Source organism: Lentilactobacillus fungorum, assembly GCF_016860605.1.
Classification (GTDB): Bacteria; Bacillota; Bacilli; order Lactobacillales; family Lactobacillaceae; genus Lentilactobacillus; species Lentilactobacillus fungorum.
The window spans coordinates 1-25,054 of sequence record NZ_BNJR01000006.1; the positions used below are offsets into that span (position 1 = coordinate 1).

19 protein-coding genes and 1 tRNA gene are annotated in these 25,054 nt (G+C 42.8%); 16 read left to right on the forward strand and 4 right to left on the reverse strand.

What is annotated here, in order from left to right:
• The first annotated feature begins 70 nt into the window (after positions 1-70).
• The 6 genes from YK48G_RS02580 to YK48G_RS02605 all read left to right on the forward strand — a co-directional run bounded on the left by YK48G_RS02580 (position 71) and on the right by YK48G_RS02605 (position 5,051).
• Positions 71-143 (forward strand) — tRNA-Thr (locus YK48G_RS02580).
• A gap of 313 nt (positions 144-456) precedes the next feature.
• On the forward strand, positions 457-1,593 hold the full coding sequence (locus YK48G_RS02585) for an NEAT domain-containing protein (protein WP_203629154.1): 1,137 nt from the start codon (positions 457-459) through the stop codon (positions 1,591-1,593).
• Positions 1,577-2,413, forward strand: a complete 837-nt coding sequence (locus YK48G_RS02590; protein WP_203629155.1) for an NEAT domain-containing protein — start codon at positions 1,577-1,579, stop codon at positions 2,411-2,413. The genes YK48G_RS02585 and YK48G_RS02590 overlap by 17 nt, the downstream gene beginning before the upstream one ends.
• A 13-nt stretch (positions 2,414-2,426) precedes the next feature.
• On the forward strand, positions 2,427-3,326 hold the full coding sequence (isdE, locus tag YK48G_RS02595) for a heme ABC transporter substrate-binding protein IsdE (protein WP_203629156.1): 900 nt from the start codon (positions 2,427-2,429) through the stop codon (positions 3,324-3,326).
• Positions 3,326-4,285 (forward strand): FecCD family ABC transporter permease, encoded by a 960-nt coding sequence (locus YK48G_RS02600; RefSeq protein ID WP_203629157.1) that lies wholly within the window; start codon positions 3,326-3,328, stop codon positions 4,283-4,285. The genes isdE and YK48G_RS02600 overlap by 1 nt, the downstream gene beginning before the upstream one ends.
• Positions 4,266-5,051, forward strand: a complete 786-nt coding sequence (locus YK48G_RS02605; RefSeq protein WP_203629158.1) for an ABC transporter ATP-binding protein — start codon at positions 4,266-4,268, stop codon at positions 5,049-5,051. Before YK48G_RS02600 ends, YK48G_RS02605 begins: the two co-directional genes overlap by 20 nt.
• Positions 5,052-5,207: 156 nt before the next feature.
• Here YK48G_RS02605 and YK48G_RS02610 read toward each other — a convergent pair whose 3' ends face one another.
• Entirely contained in the window at positions 5,208-6,833 is a 1,626-nt protein-coding gene (locus YK48G_RS02610) for an NAD(P)/FAD-dependent oxidoreductase (protein ID WP_203629159.1), read from the reverse strand.
• A 573-nt stretch (positions 6,834-7,406) separates the two neighbouring features.
• On the opposite strand from YK48G_RS02610, the gene YK48G_RS02615 reads away from it, so the two are divergent.
• The 4 genes from YK48G_RS02615 to cydC all read left to right on the forward strand — a co-directional run bounded on the left by YK48G_RS02615 (position 7,407) and on the right by cydC (position 13,549).
• Positions 7,407-8,858, forward strand: coding sequence for a cytochrome ubiquinol oxidase subunit I (locus YK48G_RS02615; protein WP_203629160.1), 1,452 nt, complete (start codon positions 7,407-7,409; stop codon positions 8,856-8,858).
• Positions 8,851-9,861 carry a cytochrome d ubiquinol oxidase subunit II gene (gene cydB, locus YK48G_RS02620; RefSeq protein ID WP_203629161.1) on the forward strand — a complete coding sequence of 337 codons (1,011 nt, stop codon included), beginning with the start codon at positions 8,851-8,853 and terminating at the stop codon, positions 9,859-9,861. The genes YK48G_RS02615 and cydB overlap by 8 nt, the downstream gene beginning before the upstream one ends.
• 200 nt (positions 9,862-10,061) lie before the next feature.
• The gene (gene cydD / locus YK48G_RS02625) at positions 10,062-11,792 is read left to right on the forward strand and encodes a thiol reductant ABC exporter subunit CydD (RefSeq protein WP_203629162.1); all 1,731 of its coding nucleotides are present in this window, start codon (positions 10,062-10,064) and stop codon (positions 11,790-11,792) included.
• Positions 11,789-13,549, forward strand: a complete 1,761-nt coding sequence (cydC, locus tag YK48G_RS02630; RefSeq protein ID WP_203629163.1) for a thiol reductant ABC exporter subunit CydC — start codon at positions 11,789-11,791, stop codon at positions 13,547-13,549. The genes cydD and cydC overlap by 4 nt, the downstream gene beginning before the upstream one ends.
• Before the next feature lie 94 nt (positions 13,550-13,643).
• Here cydC and YK48G_RS02635 read toward each other — a convergent pair whose 3' ends face one another.
• Positions 13,644-14,201, reverse strand: coding sequence for an RBBP9/YdeN family alpha/beta hydrolase (locus tag YK48G_RS02635; protein ID WP_203629164.1), 558 nt, complete (start codon positions 14,199-14,201; stop codon positions 13,644-13,646).
• Positions 14,202-14,218: 17 nt separating this feature from the next.
• Positions 14,219-15,193 carry a polyprenyl synthetase family protein gene (locus tag YK48G_RS02640; RefSeq protein WP_203629165.1) on the reverse strand — a complete coding sequence of 325 codons (975 nt, stop codon included), beginning with the start codon at positions 15,191-15,193 and terminating at the stop codon, positions 14,219-14,221.
• A gap of 113 nt (positions 15,194-15,306) precedes the next feature.
• On the opposite strand from YK48G_RS02640, the gene YK48G_RS02645 reads away from it, so the two are divergent.
• The 3 genes from YK48G_RS02645 to YK48G_RS02655 are packed head-to-tail and all read left to right on the forward strand — an operon-like array spanning position 15,307 to position 19,136.
• On the forward strand, positions 15,307-16,824 hold the full coding sequence (locus tag YK48G_RS02645) for an ABC transporter permease/substrate-binding protein (RefSeq protein ID WP_203629166.1): 1,518 nt from the start codon (positions 15,307-15,309) through the stop codon (positions 16,822-16,824).
• A 4-nt stretch (positions 16,825-16,828) separates the two neighbouring features.
• Positions 16,829-17,791, forward strand: coding sequence for an ABC transporter ATP-binding protein (locus YK48G_RS02650; RefSeq protein ID WP_203629167.1), 963 nt, complete (start codon positions 16,829-16,831; stop codon positions 17,789-17,791).
• Positions 17,792-17,804: 13 nt separating this feature from the next.
• Positions 17,805-19,136: a dihydrolipoyl dehydrogenase family protein gene (locus tag YK48G_RS02655; RefSeq protein WP_203629168.1), complete on the forward strand. Its 1,332-nt coding sequence runs from the start codon at positions 17,805-17,807 to the stop codon at positions 19,134-19,136.
• A 234-nt stretch (positions 19,137-19,370) separates the two neighbouring features.
• On the opposite strand, the gene helD is transcribed toward YK48G_RS02655, so the two are convergent.
• Complete coding sequence (gene helD / locus YK48G_RS02660) at positions 19,371-21,677, reverse strand: RNA polymerase recycling motor HelD (protein ID WP_203629169.1); 2,307 nt, start codon at positions 21,675-21,677, stop codon at positions 19,371-19,373.
• Positions 21,678-21,855: 178 nt separating this feature from the next.
• Here helD and YK48G_RS02665 point away from each other — a divergent pair, with 178 nt between their 5' ends.
• From YK48G_RS02665 to YK48G_RS02675, 3 genes are all read left to right on the forward strand, one after another.
• Positions 21,856-22,803: a phosphoglycerate dehydrogenase gene (locus YK48G_RS02665; RefSeq protein WP_203629170.1), complete on the forward strand. Its 948-nt coding sequence runs from the start codon at positions 21,856-21,858 to the stop codon at positions 22,801-22,803.
• 265 nt (positions 22,804-23,068) lie between these two features.
• Positions 23,069-24,085 carry a tryptophan--tRNA ligase gene (trpS, locus tag YK48G_RS02670; protein ID WP_203629171.1) on the forward strand — a complete coding sequence of 339 codons (1,017 nt, stop codon included), beginning with the start codon at positions 23,069-23,071 and terminating at the stop codon, positions 24,083-24,085.
• Between the two features lie 23 nt (positions 24,086-24,108).
• Complete coding sequence (locus YK48G_RS02675) at positions 24,109-25,050, forward strand: Ppx/GppA family phosphatase (protein ID WP_203629172.1); 942 nt, start codon at positions 24,109-24,111, stop codon at positions 25,048-25,050.
• Positions 25,051-25,054: the final 4 nt, after the last annotated feature.

Below are 25,054 nucleotides of genomic sequence, written 5' to 3' on the forward strand. Positions count from 1 at the left end.
AACTAAGCCTTTGATAGCATTTTACTATCAAGGGCTTTTTTGATATCATCATTTTGTTACGTTATTAATTGCCGTTTTAGCTCAGAAGGTAGAGCATTTCCATGGTAAGGAAAAGGTCCCGGGTTCAAATCCCGGAAACGGCTTATCAAGTGCTTTTATATCAACGATTATGGACGTTTTGTTCTCAAAACGTTCTTAAAATCCGTCATCGGTACGTGATTTATATTCATCAATTAAGTATAAATATATACGACAAGAATAGTTTGAATTGTACCGGATTAGAGCGGAACTGCAGTGTTACTAAAAGGGCAAATAACTTATCAGGGGATAGAGAATTAATATATCAAATTAATTTTGCATTTTTTATTCCCAATTTTTGTGAAAATGATAAACTATGCTTGTAAATTAAATATTATATTAATTTGCAACAAATTTTGCAGCATGGGGGAATGAATAATGAGGACTTATTTTTTGCACTTGATTCAAGTATTATTTTTTGTAAGCGCATTCTCGATAATTGGCGGGGTATTTGCCGGGACTGCAGCAGCAGCCCCAGCAAATCTCGGGGATGGCACCTATAACGTGCCCATTACCTTAAAGAAAGCGGGGGATAAAAACACTGATTCCATGGCAGCACATTTCTTTACATCAACGGCTTCAGTTAATGTAAACCAGGGCAATTATACAATTACACTTACTACCAATGGTGCCAATTATATTGGTTCCATGATAATTGGCGGCCAGACGGTTGCGCCGACTGTTTCAGACACAGCTGGTAATGGCACTATTACCTTTCAGCTAAACAATCCTGATAACTATGTTCCTGTTACATTTAATTTGATTAATTTACCAATGCCAGATTTAAAAAGTATGACTGAGTCGGCCCAATTTTTCTTTGATTGGCAAGCCGTCAAGACTGCCACGCCCACAGTAACGACATCAACTAATTCGAATGCAACTGGATCGATTACCTCAACAAGCTCAGATCCACAACCGGCAACGAACCAGCCAACTGTTGCAGCAGCTAATAATACGGCAGCATCTAGCACGCAAGCTACACCAGATAAACCAAGTGCCACTAAGGCTACTGTTAAAAAAAGCACAACCAAAAAAACAACTGTGCCGACGACTACTCGGACCTATGTTGTATTGAAGGGGGCCTCTAACACTAAGTCCATGGCCAACCAATACTACACTCGAAAGGCGATCATTAAAAAGATCAATAAGCATTACAACGTTGCTTTAGAAGTTAGTTATAAAAAATCGCTTAAATTAGGGACAAAAGCCGTCCGACCCATCACCATCAATAATCGAAAGGTGAAAGCCGGCACAGTTAAATATGGTCAGACTAGCAAATCTTATACCATGACTTACTCCTTTAATATTGCGTCATTTAAGACCCTCAAACATCTCATTAAGGGATCGATTCACGTAACGGTTCCTTACATGAAAATCAGTCAAACCTTCCCAATTCGTTTCAAGTTTAGTCAAAAAGCACCAGCAAAAGCCCATCAGCACGCTGCTTTTGTTATGACTGCCGCCTCATACCAGTCACTTACTGGTGGGAGGGATCTAAATGAAATTCTTCAGTAAGCTCTTCAGTACTGTGGTTCTGGTTTTGGCGGTACTAATTTTATTCCCATTGATTGTAAATGCACAGTCAATTTCATATCGGCCATTAAAGTATGGGACAAATCAAAATTCAATGGCAACCGGCTATTTCGTTCAACCAGCTGACGTTGTAGTTCGTAATCACGCTTATTATGTCACCATGCAAATTAAAACCGCCAAAAGTTTATCATCGTTTCCTGTTAAGGTGATTTGGGTAAATGGCCATGCGCCAAGAAACATTCGGCGAGTTAAAGATCGAGCAGGCAATTCCCATTTGTACTACTCGTTTTACGCCCGAAATCTCAATAAGCGGATCAACGCCAAACTGGCAATTGACGTGCCAAAGATTTATAAAGCAAAACACTTGATCTCGTTTAAGTTCAAAACAGCTGGGCTGCCACAGCTGACAAGCACCAAGAAGCGACATGCAACTAGCAGTTCACATAAACAGGCGGCAAAAACGCCGACAACTGGCAGCAAGCACTCGATCAGTCAGTCACAAACGCAAAGTCAGCCTGCTAAAACAACCAAAAATCAACCACAAAGAGTGGCAACATCACAAAAACAACCAGCCAGTAAGCAACCTAAGAAGACAGCTGTCAAGAAGCCCGCTTCAACCAAAACACCGAAGCAAGCGGCCGCTCAACCCAGTAAAGCCAATAGTTCCAGTCAGCAGCAATCAGAAAAGCCAGCTAAAGCCAAGGCACAACAATCATCAGACCATGCTGCCCGTTGGATTCTTGGTAGTGTTATTGGGTTTGCTGCAGTTGGCAGTGGTATCTGGATTTATTTGAAGCGTTAGGAGGCGATTGGGCGTGAAAGGATCACGAAAGATTGCCTTGATTGTGCTAACGATTATTTTAACGGTGGGCTTGGCAGGCGGTTTGTTAATTCATCAAAAGGCGGCTTCTAGGAGTAAAAAACCGCGCATTATTGCGACAACGTACGCAGTTGTCCAGATTGCGGCTAAGTTAGATTTACCACTGGTGGGGGTTCCCACAACGCAAAATAAATTACCTCAGCGATACGCCAACGTGGCTAGAGTGGGAAGCCCTATGAACCCAAGTGTTGAAAAAATTGCGTCACTTAAACCAACAGTTGTCTATTCAGTGACAACATTGAGAGACCAATTTGGTAAAGCTTTTAAACAACGCCATATTCAACCGTACTTTCTGGATTTAACAAGCGTTTCAAAGTTAAAGCAAACAATCAAATCAATGGGCAAGCGTTATCAAAGAACCGCTCAAGCCAGCAAAGCGGTTAATGAGATCAATCGTTCACAAGTACAAGTTAAACGAATCACTAAGCAGCACGGCAAGCACCCCCGGGTTTTAATTTTGATGGGTTTGCCAGGGGCTGGTTATCTGATTGCGACTAATCGTTCTTACGTGGGTGATTTGGTCGCGCTTGCAGGGGGCGACAATGTCTTTTCATCAACAAACCAGGAATTTATGCAGCCAAATGATGAGGCAATTAAACGGGCAAATCCGCAAGTCATTCTAAGGCTGGCTCACGCTTTGCCACAAATTGTCATTCCACAGTTTAAATCGGAATTTAAAAGTGATCCGATGTGGCGAACACTCGCAGCTGTTAAGCATCACCGGGTTTATGATTTAACAGAACCTAACTTTGATGCAACTGCAAATATGCGGGCACCACAAGCGTTAAAAATCATTTCAAAGTGGTTGTATCCACAAAGGGGCGACACACGGTAATGAGATCGGCAAAAGGTTGGTATTTTCTAGTTATTGGCTTATTAATCATTGCAATCAGCCTTGGACTAATGTTGGGCGTTACGTTTATCTCGGTCCGCCAAATGATCGACGCCTTTAGTGGCCGCAATCCTAATCAAGCAAGTATCATTTTGACAATTCGGGCCCCACGAATCGCTGCTAGTTTATTATGTGGTGCAATGCTAGCAACCGCCGGGGCAATCAGTCAATCAGCATTTAGAAACTTATTGGCTGACCCAAGTATCTTGGGGGTTAGCAGTGCCGCCAATCTATTTGTCAGCTTAGGATTAATGCTATTACCCGGCATCACGGGTGGTAAATTTTGGTGGTCATTAGCTGGCGGTTGTTTTGCCTTGTGTTTTTTGATTTCGCCTCGAATTCTCAGGGATCCTTATCGATTGATGATTGTTGGCGTCATATTAATGTTGACATTTTCAGGGGTGCAACAATTATTTTCAACGGGGGCTGGTTCAGTAAGCGGCTCATTTAATGGCATCACTTGGAACACGGTTTTCTTTTTAGTAATCGTCGGAACAAGTGGCTTGTTAGCTGCAGTGGTGATTTCGCCATGGGCAAATTATCTCAAACTTTCCGGTGAACAGCTAAAGACTAAGGGTGTTTCCGCTTTATTAATGAGACTGGGATTGCTGGCGGTAATGGTTTACTTGTCGGCTGGCGTAACGGCGGCCGTCGGTGTAATACCATTTGTCGGAATTGTTGTCGTGAACATAGCCCGTTACCTAGTTGGCCGCGATTATACCACTTTAATGCCAATGGCAATGTTATTGGGAGCGCTGGTAATGCTGGTGATTGATACGCTTGGCCGCCTAATAGTGCTGCCAAGTGAATTGCCAGCTGCTACCTTAATGACGGTAATTGGCGGGCCATTTCTAATTTTGCTGCTGCAAAGGAAGCGGTTTAATGGAACTAAATCAGGTTAGCTTTCACTATCCTAGCCACGAAACGATTCTCCATGCTTTTTCAGCAAGGGTTGCACCAGGGAAAATTATTTCAATTATCGGGCCAAATGGGGCCGGCAAATCAACCATTTTAAAATTAATGACCCGAATACTAACGCCGAGTAGCGGTATCATTACGTTAGGCGGTCAGCCATTAACCGCATTTTCTCAAAAGCAACTTGCTCAAAAAGTCGCCATTGTTAGCCAACAAAATCCACTGTATGACGAAATGAAGGTCATTGATGTGGTGAAAACCGGACGGCTAGTTTACCATAATTTATTGGAAACAATTCCTGATCGAGAAGTTTTCAAATATCTGGCCCTGACAAACTTGACCCAACTGGCACAGCGGCCAATCACGTCATTATCTGGCGGCCAGCAGCAACGGGTATGGTTAGCCGCAGCGTTGGCTCAAGAACCTGAGTACTTATTATTGGATGAGCCAACGACTTATTTGGACATTCATTATCAACAAGATTTAATGATGATTTTACGTCAGCTTCATGCTGATCACTCGATAAGCATCATTTTGGTACTGCACGATATCAATCAAGCATTTAGAATCAGTGATGAGCTGTGGATGATTAAAAATGGCCGGCTGGTTGCCAATGGCAGCCCGGCAAGTTGTTACGATCAGCAGTTGTTAGCCGACGTTTTTGAGACTAATATTCAAATCATTTCGATTCCGGGTTATGGCCGATATATTGTTGAGTTGCCCCCCAAAGAGCCTAATCGGAGGAACGATTAACCACATTTTGACAACTAAAGAGCCAACCAATTGATGATTTGATGTCATTAATTGGCTGGCTCTTTAATTTGATATGATGATTTTAAAAGACTTTTACCGACAGGCTATCAGCCATTGCTGGTAATAACGAGTGAAGCATTCCCTTCACTCATTAACTTAGGGTTTATAAATCGACTGTGGGATACCGTATTGAGCCTTTCCAAGGACTCGTTGGAGCCACGGAACACACCAGTAATCGAGGCCAAATGAACGGCCGGAACCATTCATTAAAGCGATGGCCGCAAATAAAATCCAAGTGGTTGGCCAAGACATCATGCAGGCAAAGAATAAAATAACCACCAGCAAATTAGCAATCCAAGTGAATAATCCAAAGAAGATCAAGCACCCTAAAATTGCCTCAAAGATTGCTAAGCCACCGCTACCAGTTAGGAGATAGTGGGCAGAAAGGCCATCAATTAGAAGGGCGAGGCCAAAGAATAACCGAAGTGGCACGTTCCATAAAACGTTGCTTCGACGAGCGGTATGACCACCAAAGACTGTCCGGTTATCATTGACCCTAAAGAACTCATCGAGAATGTATTGGAACATAAAGTAGCCGGAACGAATTCGCCAGAAGTAGAGTAAGTTGGACCCGTGCTTCATAATCGTAGCCAACCAGCCACGGACTCGCTTGCCGCCGAACACTTGGGCAATGCCATAGTAAGCGCCAAACGAAACTGTAAAGCCCATATTTTTATCGTGGAATTCCATATAATTGTGGTTGCCATCAATATCGGCAGCAATGTTAGTCGCAGTCACAGTGGCTTCGTTTTCAGCTTCTTGAGCAGTTTGGGGAACGGCGCGTTCAGCTCCCTGTTCAGTGGCGTTAGCATCGTCACCAGCAACGTAAATACTCGTATCTTCAAAACCTTTAGCTTGAAGATATTGGTTGGTAATCAAGCGGCCGCCATGGCCTGCGTCAATTCCAAGACTGTCAGCAATTGAACTAGTCTTAACACCGGCTGTCCAAATTAAGGTGTTCGTCGCAATTGATTCTTGATCCTTAATATCAACGCTGTTTTTGTTGACACTGACGATCATTGAGGAACGCCGAATATCAACGTTGTTTTTCTTAAAGTAATTTTCAGCGTGAGCCGCATTGGTCCGGTCAAGCATATTAATAATCGTTGGAGCCGCTTCAACCAACAGAATCTTAATTTCGTTAGGATCAATTTTGTTTTCCTTAGCAAGGACTTTTTTGTAATCGATTAACTCACCAACCGTCTCAGCACCAGTAAATCCGGATCCGCAGACAACCAAAGTCAACATCGCCTGCCGCTTTCTTGGATCTTTTTCAATCGCTCCCTTGGCCACGATGTCTTTAATGTGCTGTCTAAGCACTAGGGCATCTTCAATTGACCAAAGTGTGAAGCCATTTTCTTTAACCCCTGGGGTACCAAAGTCGTTTGGTTCGCCACCAAGACTAATTAAGAGGCTATCGAACGGGTAGGTGCCATTTTTACAAGTGACCAGCTTATTTTCTTTGTCAACGGCCGTAACTTCATCGGTCACCAACTGAACATTCTTTTGTTTGTGGAAAATTCGTTGCAAGTCATATTCAATACTGTCCGGGTTGACACGATCAGTTGCAACTTCGTGGAGTCGAGTGAGATAAGTAAAAAATGAGTGCTTATCAATTAATGTGATCTTAACGTCTGAGTTGTGCTTAAAATGCTTTGCGAGACGTTTAGTAGCGTAGACACCAGCAAAGCCGGCACCGATAACAACGATATTTTTTGTCATGACTAAATTCCTCCCCCATAATCGTTAATTACTGATAAGATTGGCTAAATATACACATAATGAATGATAGCATAAACGTTTCTTATCACTATTAGTATAAGATTGCCGGCGGGAATTGTCTAATGAAAGCCATTGCAATTTATGCTTGTATAAAATTACACAATAAAGGAAATCGTGATTTGGTAACTTAGATAGCGCTTTTAAACTGCGGTTAACATAATACTTACTGTCTTGATAATATATAAGTAAGGAATGATAATTAATTGATACTAAAGTTTGAATATTCCTTCATTTGTATATACAATAAAGATATATGAGGAATACTCATGATTCTTTGTAGGAACCGACGTAAAGCAGAAACTTACATATAAACATTTCAATGTTAATTTTAATGGCTGATCAGTTTTTAAATTGATATTAAAATGCTTATTCAGCGGTTGTTGGCCGCTTTGCAAAGTCATCATTTGCACGTAAGTACTTTGAAACTAATCAAACTGGGGATTTCTTTCAAGGGAAACTTACAGGATGAGGTGGTTGCTTTACGCCGCTTATTTTTAGCAAGGGGGGATATTAATGTTAAGTATTGGACTTTCGATGTTGTGGTTATCGCGGTTTCAATTCGCGATGACGACGGTCTTTCACTTCTTCTTCGTACCGTTTTCGATTGGTTTAGCATTCATCGTTGCAATTATGGAAACGGTCTACGTGGTTAAGAAAGATGAAACCTATAAAAACATGGCGAAATTCTGGGGGAAAATTTTCTTGTATAGTTTCGCCGTGGGGGTCGTGACCGGGATTATCCAGGAGTTCCAATTTGGGATGAACTGGTCTGACTATTCACGTTTTATGGGTGATATTTTTGGTGCGCCACTGGCCATTGAAGCATTGGCAGCTTTCTTCATGGAGTCAACGTTTATCGGCCTTTGGATGTTTACTTGGGATCGATTTAATAAAACGATTCACTGTTTATTCATTTGGTTGACGGCCTTTGGCTCGACGTTGTCGGCACTATGGATTTTAGCCGCTAATAGTTTCATGCAAAACCCAGTTGGCTACGCAATGAATGCTGCTCAACATAAGGTTGAGATGACAAGCTTTTCTGCCGTTATTATGAATCGGCAGCTGTGGAATGAGTTTCCACACGTTATCTTTGGGGCTTTTTTGACGGCCGCCTTTGTTGTCGCCGGCTGTTCGGCATGGCGATTGCTTAAGAAGGATCACGAGCACTTTTATCGCAAGTCATTGAAAGTTTCATTGATTATTGGTCTTTGTGCCTGCTTAGGTTCCGTTTGGTCAGGCGATACGCAAACGCGTTATCTGATTAATAATCAACCAATGAAATTTGCCGCAATGGAAGGCCTTGACAAGAATACAACCAATCAGGGTAATTGGAAGGTTGCCGGCGGGTTTAAGAACCATCAAAGTACTTGGTCGATTGAAGTACCATATGTTCTCAATATTCTTGGTCACCATAGTTTAAATGGTACCTTTAAAGGTCAAAACCAGGTGAACAAGGAGTTGAAGGCTAAGTATAACAAGAATGATCAAACTAGAAACTATTATGTCCCAACTCGAACCTTATTCTGGAGCTTTAGAATTATGGCAATTTCAGCCGGCTTATTTGGGTTAGTTGCCATCGTTGGTTTGTGGTTCAACCGGATGAAATCACAGACAATTATGCGCCAGCGCTGGTTCTTGTATCTCATGGGGTTAATGGTTTGGTTACCATTCATTGTGAATACCTGTGGCTGGTTCATTACTGAATTTGGTCGTTATCCATGGGTTGTTTATGGCCTCTTGACGATTGCTGATGCTGTTTCACCGACCTCAACTGTTGCAAGCTTGCTGTTTACTAATATTGTTTACTTCCTAATCTTTGCATCACTTGGTGCAGTTATGATTATATTGAGCCATCGAGTACTCAAACAAGGGCCGGATTCGGTGGCAACCGATGGCTACTCATCCAAGCCTGAAAAGACAGCAGACGTAGATCCTTATGAAATGGGGGCGGCACATAATGACTAACCTACAATTCCTCTGGTTTCTATTAATTGGTGTTTTGTTTAGCGGGTTCTTCTTTTTGGAAGGCTTTGATTTTGGAATCGGCATGGCCGTCCGAACCTTTGCACGAAATCGTGATGAGCGAGACGTTGTGATTCAAACAATTGGGCCACACTGGGATGGTAACGAAGTTTGGCTGATCACTGCCGGTGGTGCGATGTTTGCATCATTTCCAATGTGGTACGCCTCACTGTTTTCAGGATATTATCTAGTTTTGTTCTTGATTTTAGTTGCCCTCATTTTCCGAGGAGTTTCGTTTGAATTTCGAGCTAATATGCGAACAGATCAATGGCGAAACTTCTGGGAATGGGCAGCGACCATTGGCAGTTTTTGTGCAGCTTTCTTGTTTGGAATGATGTTTACCAGCATGATTCAGGGCATGCCAATTGATGCTAATGGTAATATTTACGGTGGCTTTACCGACTACGTTAACTGGTTCTCGCTAGTTGGCGGCGTGGCAGTTTCGCTTCTCTGCTTTATTCACGGGCTTAACTTTATCCGCCTGAAGACGAGTGGCGAACTCCGTGACCGTGCTCAGAAATGGAGTAAAGTCCTTTATCCAGTGTTACTTGCTGGTGAAGTGGTCTTTGTAATTTTACTCTACTTGACTACTGATTTCTTTGCTAAGAAGCCAGCTTCAACTTGGTCGATTTTGATTGCCTTGGTCATCTTCACTCTGGCAGCTTGGTGGGGTGCCCAAGCCAAGCACGATTGGCTGTCATTTCTGGCTAGTGGCTTGTCGCTCATTAGCGTGGTCGTCCTGATTTTTAACGGGATATTCCCGCGGGTTATGATTGCCAATAACAGTGTCAATTCAATTTTGATTAAGAACGCATCAAGTTCGCCGTATACGTTGCATTTGATGACGATTTTAACCTTTACGATTCTACCAATTGTGCTCATTTACTTTATCTGGAGCTACTGGGTATTTTATAAGCGATTAAAGTCACCAAAGCAGGCTGCTTAGATTTAAATAGTTGTTTTGATAAAACATTATTATAGTGGGTCGTTTCGGTTGATAGCCGTAGCGGCAAAAATGGAAGGTTCAATGCGGTTGGATCTTCTATTTTTTACATAATTTTGCTGAATTTAATTGCGCCAGCTTATTTCATCGTGCACAATTTTTCTTTATAATTAAGGGAGACTATCGGGTAGGGGGCTGTTATTTTGATTGATAAAAGATTATTTAGTTTGCCTGGAATGAAGCGGTACATGGGGATTTTAGGGGTTTTGGTTTTTATCCAAGCACTTGCCGTCATTGTTCAAGCACGATATTTATCTGTTGCCATTGTGAACTTGTGGAACTTACAACCCTTGAGTTCAATCGTGCTGCCAACAAGCATTTTTATCGTCGCTTTTTTGGCTCGCCATCTGTTGACGGTAGCGCAAAACCGCGTCTTGTTCCCGTTTGTGGAAACGACCAGTGGGAAAATGCGAGAAGATTTGATGGCCAAAATTTTTCGACTGGGTCCGGCTGAAATCGATAAGCGGGGGACAGGTAATATTGTGACAATGGCATTGGAAGGAATTGATCAAGTTCAAACTTATCTCATGTTAGTGATTATTAAGATGTTGGACATGTCCATTACCCCATGGTTGATTTTAATCTATATTTTATTTATTCGCTGGGAGCAAGTCATTTTTTTGTTTATCATTTTTCCGGTGATTATCTTGTTTATGGTCATCTTAGGGTTAGCGGCACAAAGCAAAGCTGATCGCCAGTACGAAGGCTATCAGCACTTATCAAATCATTTCGTTGATACGTTGCGGGGGTTATCAACATTAAAGCAGCTGGGCTTATCCAAACGTTACGCCAACAATGTTTATTCGGTAAGTGAATCTTATCGAAAAGAAACCATGTCCACCTTGCGGATTGCATTAACATCAACGTTTGCCCTTGATTTTTTCACAACGTTATCGATTGCGGTCGTCGCCGTTTTTCTTGGCTTTGATCTCATGGATGGGAAGGTAATGTTGTTGCCGGCCTTAACCATTCTGGTGTTAGCGCCAGAGTATTTTTTACCCATTCGGAATTTTGCTAACGATTATCATGCAACCTTGAACGGTAAAAATGCGATGACAGCTGTTTTGGAGGTCTTACAGCAACCGGAAATGAAGCAGCGTGACGTGTTACCCGCTTTTAAATGGGATGAAGCAGCCACTCTGGAAGTCGATCAGGCAACCTATACGTACCCAAATGCCGACCGGCCCGCATTGGCAGACATTTCGTTCAAAATCCGGGGGATGCAAAAAATTGGGATTATTGGGGCCTCTGGCTCTGGAAAATCAACGCTGATCAATTTAATTGGTGGGTTTCTGGCACCTGACCAACCTAATCAAGTTGCGATTAACGGTACCAAATTGCCCCATTTAGACCAAACAGCTTGGCAAAAGAACTTTCTGTATATTCCGCAAAACCCTTACTTATTTCACGCTTCCCTAGCCGATAATATTTCGTTTTACGTTGACAATGCTTCGAAGCAATCAATTCATGATGCGGCTGAACGAGCAGGACTGGCCAGCTGGATTAAGACACTGCCGGCGGGTTTGGACACGATGATTGGTGAAGGAGCGCGAACGGTTAGCGGAGGCCAAGCCCAGCGAATTGCGTTGGCTCGCGCTTTCTTGGATACCGACCGAAAAGTGCTCTTGTTTGACGAACCAACTGCCCATTTGGATATTGAAACCGAAGCGGCTTTGAAGCAGGATATTTTGCCAGTCTTTAACGATCACCTCGTCTTTTTTGCAACTCATCGACTTCATTGGATTAGTGAGATGGACTATGTATTAGTGATGGACCACGGTCAATTGGTTGAACAAGGAACCCCAGCAGAACTGGCTCGACAAAATGGGGATTATGTTCAATTACGTTCGGAAATGGAGGCGGCAGATCTATGAAACGGTTAAGAAAAACGTTTGCCAATGATACATGGGTAATGCCTTACCTTAGGAAATACAAGGGATTGTTGACCTTGGTGTTATTTCTTGGATTTATGACCTTCTTTTCCGGCGGGGCGTTAATGTTTAATTCTGGTTATTTGATTAGTGAAGCGGCTCGCCAACCAACCAGTATTATCTATATTTATGTGCCAGTTGTGTTGGCACGGGCGTTTGGGATTGCTCGGCCATCCTTTAGGTATGTTGAACGGCTGACCAGTCATAACTGGGTGCTTAAGATTGTTTCTGACTTTCGAAAGAAGCTTTATGAATCAGTGGAAAAAAAGGCTTCAGCGATTCAACGTTCTCACCAAACGGGCGATATATTGAGTATTTTAGCTGATGATATTGAGCATATCGAAAACCTCTATCTACGAACTGTTTTTCCAATGGTCATTGGCTGGTTATTGTATTTATTTATCGTAATCGGCATCGGGGCGCTTAACTGGGTTGTGGGTCTTTTGATGTTATTATTGCTTGGCGTCATCGTGGTTATCTTGCCATTAGCATCGGTTGCCACTAATGGCACTCGAGAATATCGACAACACCAAATTCAACACAGCTTTTATACCAACCTTACCGATGAAGTCTTAGGATTGGGTGATTGGCTGATTTCAGGTCGGTACACGGACTTTATGAATCTGCAGAAAAAGCCGATTAAAGAAATTGCCGAATTAAGACGAAAAGATCACTTCTATCAATGGTGGCGGTCATTTTTTGTTCAGTTCATTGTCTTATTAACAACGGTAACGTTATTAATTTGGGGGGCTTATTCATTTACTGCCAGCAAATCATTAGCAAACTGGGTAGCTGCTTTTGCGTTAGCGATCTTTCCGGCGGTCTCACCGTTTTTAAATATTAGCCAGGGCGCATCAGAATGGCCGGTTTATCGCCGTTCAATTGAGCGGGTCAACCAGCTGGATCAAAACCAGGTCAAACCAGTTAAGCAAACGACACTTACAGAACCATTTAAATCGCTTAGCATCGATAGGGTTTCGTTCCGTTACCCGGACGGCAATCGAGATATTGTTAAGGATATCTCAATGACGATCCACCCCGGCGAAAAGGTCGCATTATTAGGGCCAAGTGGGACTGGTAAAAGTACGTTGCTTAAACTATTGGTCGGTGATTTGCTGCCTAATCAAGGACACATAATGATTAATGGTAAAGACGTTGCTGGCCTCCAAGAAGTTCGTTCGGCTTTGTTTGGGATTTTGGATCAGCAACCCTATCTGTTTGATACGACGGTCATGAATAACGTTCGGCTTGGCAATGTTAACGCCAGTGACGATGACGTTAAGCAAGCAATTGCCGCCGTTGGGCTAAAAGCCTTAATTGAGTCGTTGCCTGATCAGTACGATACGCAGGTTCAAGAGGCCGGCAGTCGGTTTTCCGGTGGTGAGCGTCAGCGGTTATCACTGGCCCGGATTCTGTTGCAGGACGCACCAATCATCATTTTAGATGAACCGACCGTCAGTTTAGATCCGATTACGGAGAAAAAATTACTGGATGAGGTCTTCAATCTGTTGCACGATAAGACGATTATTTGGGTGACCCATCATTTAGCCGGCATTAATCACGTCGATCAAGTTCGTTTCTTGGAAAACGGCCACTTTGATATGCAGGGGACCCCCCAGGAATTGTATCGAACTCAGCCAAGGTTTCGATCATTATATGACTTGGATCGGGGAAAGACTGCCGAGTCCGCAATTGAATAGCCCAGGTGGTAAATATTCGAACCAAAACCTACAATCAAAGCCAGCTAAGCGGTAATTTTGCAACGCTAGCTGGCTTTGATTGTAAGTTTTTGATTTATTTTAGTAATAACCGCAATTCTTCAAATGCCACTGGTAACTGTTGGTCATCTGAAGAATCAGTAAAATGATGCCCCGTCGGCATTAAAACGAATTTGGCATGCAAGTGTCTTGCCATCGTTAACGTATACGGATAAGGAACGCTCGGATCATTAAGCGCTGAAATAACGGTGGCCTTGCGAACCTTAGCATGAATGATTTGATAGTTGACAGGCTGATTAACAAATGAGTCCAATTCAGGTAGGGTCCAAATGGGTTCGTCAAATCCCGAAACCAATAAGAGGTTGACATGGTGAATTTCAGTCTGTTCTAAGTAACGAAGGACTTGAATACAGCCAAGGCTATGGCCGACAAGCGTGATGCCATCTTCTTCCACAATGTGGTTTTGGCAGTATTGATCCCAAACCGTGGCAACGGGATGATTGGCGTCGGGAAAGTTTAGTTTCTTGAACGGAATCTTTAAATGAGATTCTACCTGTTTTTCCAACCAAGGAAACCAGTGATCCTCGGCATAAGAGGTGTAGCCGTGAAACATGTAGACGCATGGAGAAGTCATCATATCACTTCCTCGGATTATTGTTCTCGTGATAGCAAAAGAGTTGTCAAGCGCTTCAAATCAACTTTGGCCTGCTGGGGTGGTAGCCGCTCAATTAAGGCTAACGCTTCACGAGTTATGCGATCAGCGACAGCGAGTGCTTTTTGAACACCGCCGACGTCGATCACGATCTGCTGAATCTGTTCAATATCTTGATTAGATAGCTGTTGTTTTTTAGCTAGAATTGGTGTTAACTGCTCGGTAACTTGATTAGCTAAAATAAGCGGCAGCGTATAAACCCCAGACTGGAGGTCCTCTAAAACGGGTTTTCGGGTCTTGGCTGAGTTGCCCTGATAATCTAGGACATCATCCAAGATTTGATAAGCCTGCCCAATTCGAAGCCCAATTTCGCCGCCCAGATGAACCAGTTGATCAGGAGCATCAGTCAAAATAGCGCTTTGCTCAAAACTTAACCGAAACAGCTCGGCAGTTTTACCAGTGATTTCGTGAAAATAGTCCTGCGCCGTCATTTTAGGGTTATAATTGTAACTCATCTGATCAAGTTCGCCATTTAAGATTAGCTGCATTGCCTTAACGTGCCGTTGCATATTTTTAGGATCTTGGCTAGCCTTTAGGACTTCAGTAAAGTAACAGGTGAATAAATAATCACCGGCATAAATGGCGTTTTTTTGGCCATATTCCGTGTGAATGGTCGCAACGCCTCGCCTAACTGGAGATTGGTCGATGACGTCATCGTGAATTAGCGTTGCAACGTGGAGCAGTTCAATCGCGGCAGCTCCAGAGCGAAGAGTAGCTGGCTCACGTTTTTGACCAAATTCTGAAAAAATGTAAAAAAAACCCGGTCGTAGTAATTTGCCGCTTGCTTTAAGTAACTGCAAAACCTTATGATGAATGGGTTGATTATTAAGATCAACAACTTTTAATAAGTACGGCTGTAAGTTGCCAAGTTCTGTTTGGATGCGTGGAAATTGGCGCCAGAGTTGATGGACCATGGTATACCTCAAATTTAACGAATTTTTAACTACAACTTCTAAGATACAAATTCAAACCCAGGTTGTCAATCAAACAAGCGGATAACTTTAAAACAAAAAAGAGGGCGAGCAATGTGCATCAATTCATGCAAACATTAATCGATCGAAGGGCTGCGTTGATTCAAGCGTTGGGCCAGCATATACAAATTTCATTTTGGGCGCTGTTAATTGCCATTTTGATTGCGGTACCAGCGGCCATCTGGGTACGGCGCTCCCCTAAACTTGCTCAGATTATTTTGCAGTTTACCGGAATTCTTCAAACAATTCCGTCACTGGCTTTGTTGGGACTGTTGATTCCATTTGTCGGTATCGGAACGATTCCGGCAGTGATTGCGCTGGTGGTTTATGCGCTGCTGCCGATTTTTCAAAATACATATATCGGCTTAACCAATATCGATCCTTCGGTTGAAGAAGCAGCTGATGCGATGGGAATGTCGCCAACCAGAAAACTCTTGCGAGTGGAGTTGCCGATGACGATGCCGGTGATTATTTCGGGGATTCGAACCTCAACGGTGCTGATCATTGGGACAGCAACTTTAGCCGCCTTAATTGGGGCTGGGGGTCTCGGTAATTTTATTCTATTGGGCATTGATCGCGATAATAGTAGTCTCATCTTGCTAGGAGCGATTTCGGCTGCTGCCCTCGCTGTGGGCATGTCTTATTTAATTACGATCTTAGAAAAATTAAAATTTAGGACAGCCGTATTCATCATCAGTGCAAGCGTTATATTTGGCGGTGGCTTCGCTATTTATAACGTGGCTTCTAAAATTAATAACCAAGTCATCATTGCTGGTAAACTAGGAGCTGAGCCGGAGATCCTGATCAACATGTATCGGGATTTAATTGTTGCTAAAGACCCTAAAATGACTGTGAAATTAAAGCCTAACTTTGGCAAAACCAGTTTTTTGTTTAGCGCATTGAAAAATAATCAAATTGATATTTACCCTGAGTTTACCGGAACGGTGCTGGAAACATTGACAAAGTCCAAAGACACCCCGCAAGGTTCAAATGCGATTTACCAGCTGGCCAAACGGCAATTAGCGAGTCAAGATCAGTTACGTTACTTGAAACCAATGGCTTATAATAATACTTATGGGCTGGCGGTTTCTAGTCAATTTGCCAGAAAGTACCATCTTAAAACCATTAGTGATCTCAGAAAGGTGACAGGTATCTTGAAAGCTGGAATGACAATGGAGTTCATGGACCGAAAAGATGGATTGAAGCGCGTTAAGCGCCGATATCAGCTCAAATTTCCCGTTAAGGGGATGGAACCTGAGTTGCGATACAAAGCAATTCAGGCAAGGCAAGTTAATTTGATTGACTGTTACTCGACTGACAGCCAACTCCGCCAGTATCACTTGACGTTGCTAAAGGATAATTTACATGTTTTCCCAACCTATCAAGGAGCACCCTTAATGACAGAAAAGTTTGCTCAACAACACCCGGAAATTGTGACCAGTTTAAATCAGTTAGCTGGGAGAATTACCGCAAAGCAAATCCAGGAAATGAATTATGAGGTTAATGTTTTAAACGAATCGCCAGCCAAAGTTGCTCGACATTACTTAGTGCGTCGTCAGTTGATAAAGGGGTGATTGAATGGATTCGCCACTGATTGAGTTTGACGAAGTCTCAAAGCAATTTGATAACCAACTTGCCGTTGATCATCTTAACTTGGCCATTCAACCGGGAGAATTTTTCGTGTTGGTAGGCAGCTCAGGTTCTGGAAAGACGACAACCCTTAAGATGATTAATCGATTGGTAACGGCGAGTGCTGGGACAATTCGGGTTGCCGGCCGTTCGGTTGAGGATTATGATTTGCCGGAATTACGGTGGAAAATTGGCTACGTGTTGCAGCAAATTGCCCTTTTTCCAACTATGACCGTTGCCAAAAATGTTTCGGTTATCCCTGATATGCAACATCTGCCAAACCGGGCTGTTCGTAAACTGGTGAGTCAATTATTGGCAGAAGTCGGATTAAATGATCATTTTGCCAATCGGATGCCAAGAGAGCTTTCGGGTGGCCAACAGCAGCGGGTTGGGATTATTCGAGCATTAGCTGGTAAACCACCAATTTTGTTGATGGATGAACCTTTTAGTGCCTTAGATCCATTGGCAAGGGAAGCTTTACAAGGGTTAATTTTGAAGCTACATCGGGATTATCAAAATACCGTTGTGTTTGTAACTCACGATATGAATGAAGCCTTAAAGTTAGGTGATCGAATTGGGATTATGAAGAATGGCAAGCTGCTTCAAGTCGGCACGCCAAAAGAAATTACGACCAACCCGGCAAACCAATTTGTAGCCGACTTTTTTAGCAATAACCGATACTCCGATTTAAATAAAATTTTGGTCAGTCAGTTAATCGAAACGGGATTTATGGGCACCTCAAAAATAATAGGCGAAGATCGCAGTGCGCCAGCCGTTGGAAGATCGACAACCTTAAAAGAAGTGCTTCGCTTGCTGACATCGACGCCCTTAGTGAGGGTGTTGGATGCACGTGGTAAATCGATTGGTTGGTTTAATAACGAAAAAGTTGTTCAGTTTTTAAGTACACTTTGAGGGAGTGAATTTTATGGTTGAAAACTATGATGTCGTGATTTTAGGCGGTGGCGTTGCCGCTAATAGTTTGGCTCATTCACTTCGACGGCAAAACAAATCGGTTGCCGTCGTTGAAAACAATTTATTTGGTGGCACTTGTCCAAATCGGGGATGTGATCCAAAGAAGATTTTGTTGGCTGGTTTGGAAGTGACCCAAACAGTCGCAAATATGCAGGGAAGTGGGATTTCGGGCGCTGTTGAAGTCAATTGGCCGGATTTAATGCGGCATAAGCGTCAATATACGGACCCAATTTCCCATGCAACCAGGCAATCCTTGAATGCCGACGGGGTGACCACCTTTCACGAACAAGCTCAATTTAATGCCGCAGGGCAGGTTCAGGCTGGCACGCACGTTTTGACTGGTGATCGATATGTGATTGCTACCGGACAGCGGCCAAGAATTTTAGCAGTTGATGGCAGCGACTATTTTAAGACCAGTACAGACTTTTTAAATCTTGATGACATGCCTAAGGAGGTCACCTTTGTTGGTGGCGGCTACATTGGCTTTGAACTAGCTGGTATTGCTCGAGCAGCTGGGGCAAAGGTTCATCTCATTCACCATAATCGTCGACCACTGAAACGATTTGATCCACAATTGGTTCAAGAAAAACTTGAACATTTAAAAGCGCAGGGGGTCGATGTCCAGTTGGATGTTAATGTGACTAAGATCAGCAAATCTCGTGATCGACTGGTCATTACTGGTGATAACGGCTTCGAATTATCAACCGATATGGCCTTTTGCACTGCCGGCCGTGTACCAAACGTTGACAAGCTTGGCCTAGAAAATGTGGGGGTTGCGTGCGATGCGCAGGGAGTTCGTGTCAATGATTACCTGCAAACTACTAATCAAGCCATTTTTGCCATGGGAGATGTTGTAAGTACCGATCGACCAAAGCTAACGCCAGTAGCCGGCTATGAGGCTGGGTATTTATCAAGATTATTTAGTGGCGTCCCTGACAAACTTTCGTTTAAATCAATTCCTACTTTGGTGTTCGGTCAACCGTCACTGGCGCAAGTGGGGTTACCTTCAAGTGTTGCCACCAATAATGATCAATATCTGCTTATCAGTAATGATATGACAAAGTGGTACAGTTATCATCGGTTGAATGAACCAATTGCCAAAGCCAAGGTGGTGATTGATCGGAAACAGCAAACGGTTGTGGGGGCGACGATTTTAAGCAATCACGCTGATGAATTGATTAATATTTTTACGTTAATGATTGACCAACACATGAAATTGGCTGATTTTAATAAGGAAATCTTAGCGTACCCGTCATTAGCGAGTGATGTGACTTATTTGATCTAGCGTGTCGAACAAAGCGATTAGAAGCTGGAGTCTAAGCCACCTTAACCAGAAATCCCGAGCCTGGATTTTTGTTAGCAGGTAACTTATGTCAAAGCTTCTGATTATTGCCAACCAGGCAAATCGATTGGTGATCAAAAAAGTGGCACAGTTAAGCAGTTACTTGGACTGTTTAGCTGTGCCACTTTTATTTATCATTAGCAGAAAATCAAATTCAGCAATACCGGTTGAATCACTTTAACTAATTGTGCGTTCAATCTTAATCTTGCTGTTATGAAATGCTTCATCTGAGATGAGCGGGGTGACGTCATTAATACTGATCAGAGTTAAGTGATGCATTGCCCGGGTGATAATTGTATATAAGGTTCCCAACAACGCTTCATCTGGGTAATTTTGTTGTGAAGTATCCCATGCAATCACCGAGTCGAATTCCAGCCCCTTAGCTAGATATATTGGTAGGACTAACACACCCTTAGGTAACGTACGATCGGCATCCTTTAGTAAGGTCGTCGTTATTTGACCGTGTAGTTGACGGTAAACCTGTTTTGCTTCCCGCATATTTTTAGTTAAAATTGCAACTGTGCCATATTTTTTCTGCTGCGCATTAATGGTTTTAACGACTTGAGTGATTCCATCCTTGAAATCGCTAGCCAAAATAAGTTCTGGAATGTCGCCATCACGATTAAAGGCTTCGATGTCATCGCCATTTGGCAAAATTGATTTGGCAAACGTGGTGATTGGATAGGTGGATCGATAAGACCGCATTAGACTAACGAGCCGAGAATTGCGCACTTTGAAGGCGGCACTTAACTTTCGCAAAATTTCTTCTGGTTGTTCAACATCCTTGAACAAGGCTTGTTCGCTGTCGCCCAATAATGTCCATTTTGATTTTGGAAATGCATAGCGTAAATATCGCAGTTGGGCAATTGAATAATCCTGCATTTCATCAACGAACAGGTATTTCATCGTATTGTTTTGGCCAGTATTACAAATATAATCTCTCATATACAGTAGGGGGGCGCAGTCATCCAACTTGATTGAATGAAATTCAATCGAATCATTAAATTCGTTAATGGCTTGCTGCCACTGAGGTTGTTGAATATCTTGAGGTAAAGCGACCTTACCCAAGAAATTGGCGTACTGCATATAAGCATCAAGAAAGTTGTCATTGAAAATGGCGTCATATACTACCCGTAGTCGTTCCGTCACGATCTTATGAGCAATATAGAACCGTTCAGCGTCTTCGTTTTGAAAGTCGCCCAGTGTCTTACCAGCTAACAAATCATGGTATTTCTCGTCGCTTAATTGATCAATTTCATCGTTAACCCAAGTCTCTTTGGTTTCTTGATTAATGCGTCGCTTGAGCCGTTTGATGAGTTCGTTCTTAGTTTGTAAATAGCGTTCGGAAACTTTGGCTGCCTTTGGGAAGCTGTCGAAAATTCGCTTAATTTCTTCCTTGCTGAAAAAGACGTCTTCGTTAAACAGAATGTCGCTAAACACTAACGCTTCAGCTGATAAATTATCACAATAGTCGGTGACTTCGTCCATAAACTTGGCGGATTCTTTATAATTTCGGATATGCTGCTGTTGGGAACTTAAGTTGCCGTCTGTTTCGTATCGTTCAAACAAGCTTTGGACGTTGAGGCCTTTCAGGCGGTTATCGATGAATTCATCAAACGTGACTTGACGCATGTTTCGTTCCCCCAAGCTTGGGAGGACTTCTGAAATATAGTGACTAAAGAGCTTGTTTGGCGAGAACAGGATGATTTGGTCAGCTTCCAAAGTATCCCGGCTATGATAAAGCAAAAACGCAATTCGCTGAAGAATGGCCGATGTCTTTCCAGAGCCGGCGACTCCTTGGACAACCAGTAAGTTACTTGTAGTGTCACGGATAATATCGTTTTGTTCGTGTTGAATAGTTGCCACGATATTTTGCATGTAGCTGTCGTTTTGGTTGCCTAATGCCGATTGCAGCATTTCATCGCCCACAGTTTCGTTCGTATCAAACATGTTTCGGATTTGGCCGTTGACGATTTGGAACTGCCGTTTCTTCTTAAGGGTAGTCTCCTGCCTGCCCATCGGTGTTTCATAGGTAACTTTACCCAAGATACCATTGTAATAGACACTGGAAATTGGTGCTCGCCAGTCATACACTAAAAATTCACCGTCGGCATTTTCAAATGAAGCCGTTCCAATATAGAGACGTTCTTCTTCAGGATCATCAGCGTCTTGAATATCAATTCTGCCAAAGTAAGGTGATTTTTGAAGATCATGGAGCGTGGTTAATTGTCGTTTGAGGATACTTTCATTTTCAGTTAATCGAGAAACCAACCCCCGTTGTTGTTGCAGTTCAGCACTAGTTTCGATCCGATCATCGACTTCGAAATAGTTGACTGAAGTATTATCGGAGTAATTCTGCTGAACCTTTTTGGTTTCTGAGTGAGCCCGATCATATTCTTGCTTGGTCGTTAAAATCTTTTGATCAATTTTTGAAACGACCTGATTCACTCGTTGCTGTTCTTTTTGTTGTTCGTCGTTTTCCAAAACGAGCCTCCATTCATTTAATCCTTCATCCAACTATCATTAAACGCTTGCACAATTTTAGTTTGATTTTAAGCTCCTGTCAATTCAGTTGGCTTAAAGATTTGCCATAAAAAGGATATAATCATTTTGGAACAACTTCTTTGGAAAACTTCATCATTTATAATGAGGGGATGATTTTATGAATTTGTTAGCTTTGTTTGAAATCAGTGATCAAAACTTAAATCGTTTAGCTCAAATTCCCAACTTAACGGTTATCAAACCAGACGACCTGACGCCAACGTTAATGACAAAGATTGATTTCATATACGGGTGGGGAGCAGTTGGCCCTCGCGTGCTTGAACAGTCAAAGCAGTTGAAGTTTATTCAAGCTTATTCTGCCGGGGTTGACTATTTTTCCCTCGACCAATTAGCGCAAAAGCGGGTGTTGCTTGCCAATGTCAGCGGCATTCACGGCGAACCGATTGCTGAGACCGTGCTGGCGTATGTTCTCGATTTTACGCGGGGAATTCATGCGGCAGAGCGTGCGCAAACTCAATCAAAATGGGTCGGTGATGAATTGCGGCCGACAATTTCAACGCTGGCAGATCAAAAAGCCGTTATCTTCGGGACTGGCCATATTGGTCAACAAATTGCCAAGCGGCTGCAGCAGTTTTCGGTTAAAACCGTTGGCGTGAATCGCCACGGTCACCCAGTTGATTATTTTGATCAAGTTACTAAGGATGACCATACGTTAGACGTTGTAAGGCAAGCTGATTTTATTATTAACATTATGCCATTAACGACTGCAACGCGGCATTTCTTTGATGACCGCTTTTTTAGCGCCCTTGCCGGTCACCAAATCTTCATTAATGTTGGCCGCGGCCCGTCAGTTGATACGAGTGCCTTGATTCATGCGCTGGACAACCACCAACTGGCTGGCGCGGCCTTGGATGTCTTTGAACAAGAACCGCTGCCAGCTGACTCGCCGCTTTGGTCAATGGCAAATGTGTTGATCACGCCGCATATTTCCGGCGGGTTTAAGGAATATGGTGACGAAGCGTTTGACATCTTAATGTTAAATTTACAAACCTACCTTAAATCCGGTAAGCTTGCCAAAAACGAAGTTAATTTAAAAGCTGGCTATTAATCCCGAATTATCCCGTAACAAGCCTTTACATTTCGCAAGTTTATCAGTAAAATTAAAATGTTATTAACAAGTGAGTAGATTGGTCTAGGACAGAGAAACTACGGATGCTGAAAGTAGTTGTGACAAATCGAATTGGTTAGAAAAAGGGTGACTCCCGTATCGTTTAAAGTGGCGGCCAGAAAATGGTTGCAATTTAGGTGGTACCACGTTTAAGCGTCCTATTGTTAAGTCAATAGGGCGTTTTTTGAAAGGATGGGTATTTATTTTGGAAAAAAAGATTATTTTAACTGGTGATCGGCCAACCGGCAAGTTACATATTGGTCATTACGTTGGTTCATTAAAAAACCGGGTTGAGTTACAGAACTCTGGTGACTATGAAACGTTTATTATGATTGCTGATATGCAGGCATTAACTGATAATGCACGGGACCCTGAAAAGATTCGCCACAGTTTGATCCAAGTTGCTTTAGATTATTTGGCAGTTGGGATTGATCCTCAAAAATCAACCATATTGGTTCAGTCACAAATTCCGGCACTCCCCGAACTGACACAACATTATTCCAATTTGGTAACTGTGTCGAGGCTAAACCGAAACCCAACCGTTAAGACTGAAATTAAGCAAAAGCATTTTGGCCAAAGCGTTCCAGTAGGCTTTGCGATGTATCCAATTAGCCAAGCGGCTGACATTACGGCTTTTAAGGCAACAACTGTGCCGGTTGGCGATGACCAAGAACCAATGTTGGAGCAAACTCGAGAAATTGTTCGGTCATTTAATTCAATCTATCAAAAAGACATTTTGGTCGAACCAGAAGGCTATTTCCCACCTAAAGGAATGGGGAGAATTCCTGGATTGGATGGCAATGCTAAGATGAGCAAATCTCTGGGCAACGCGATTTATCTGGCAGATGATGCCGACACAATTCAAAAGAAAGTGATGTCAATGTACACAGATCCCAACCATATTCACGTAGAAGACCCCGGCCAAGTTGAAGGAAATACGGTTTTCACTTACCTGGATATTTTTGATCCCGACAAGCAAAAGGTCGCGGATTTAAAGGCGCAATACCAACATGGCGGCCTCGGGGATGTTAAAATTAAGCGATACTTAAATGACGTTTTGCAGGCGGAATTAAAGCCGATTCGTGAACGCCGTGAACATTATGCTGAAGATGAAGCTGGCGTTTATGAGATTCTCAAAAAGGGTAGTGATCATGCAAATGAAGTTGCTGAACAGACCTTAAAGGAAGTTCGTGACGCAATTGGAATCAACTATTTTAACTAAAATTTCCAGAAGGGGTGGCCGAAATGGAAAACCTGGTAATTTTGGATATTGGTTCCAACTCCGTCAGGATGGCGATTAACCAGATTGCCGCCGATGGCAGTTATCGCGAGATTAAACGAGTCAAAAGTGATAGTCGCTTGTCTGAAGGGATGGGTCGGGCTAAAGTACTCCAAGAAGCCGCAATGGAGCGGACTATCAAATCTTTGGCTGATTTCAAACGACTCTATTTAAAATACGATGCAAAAAAAGTGATCGGAATCGCAACTGCGGCCGTCCGCCAGGCAAAGAATCAAGCCGAGTTTTTGGCTGCTGTTAAGAAACGAATTGGTATTCAACTGAAGGTCTTATCCGGCACTCAAGAAGCTTATTATGATTATCTAGGCGTCGTTAACCGCCTGGGAGTCAAAAACTGCTTGATTTTAGACATAGGCGGGGCAAGTTGTGAATTAATCCGGGTTAGCCATGGTCAAAGTAAGAACTTGACCAGTATCCCAATTGGTGCGGTTAATTTAACCGAACGATATCATTTAGAAGATACAATTTCAGGTGCTAATCTATTCAACGCCCAATTTAATATCCGCAAATTATACTCTCGAATTCAATGGTTGAGCCGCTCCTATCACCAGCCACTGGTGCTGCTTGGTGGCGCCAATCGAACGCTCGCGCGGATTAATCGGCGACGGCAACACATGATGCGAATTGATGCGATTCATGGCTATCATTTGACAGCCGAACAAGTTAATCGAACCTATCTGAACTTGTTGCGCGGAAACGTGGCGAGTCGTCGCCAAATTCAAGGGTTGGAAAGTGACCGGGCAGATATCATTGTTGGCGGCTTATTGCCACTAATTGTTTTGATGGATAAAGTCGATGCCAAAAAGGTCCTGTTTTCAGAAAGTGGCGTTCGTGAAGGAATTATCACGGAATACGTCGAAAAGAATTATCGCTTGGAAAAAGAAAGATAAGGGC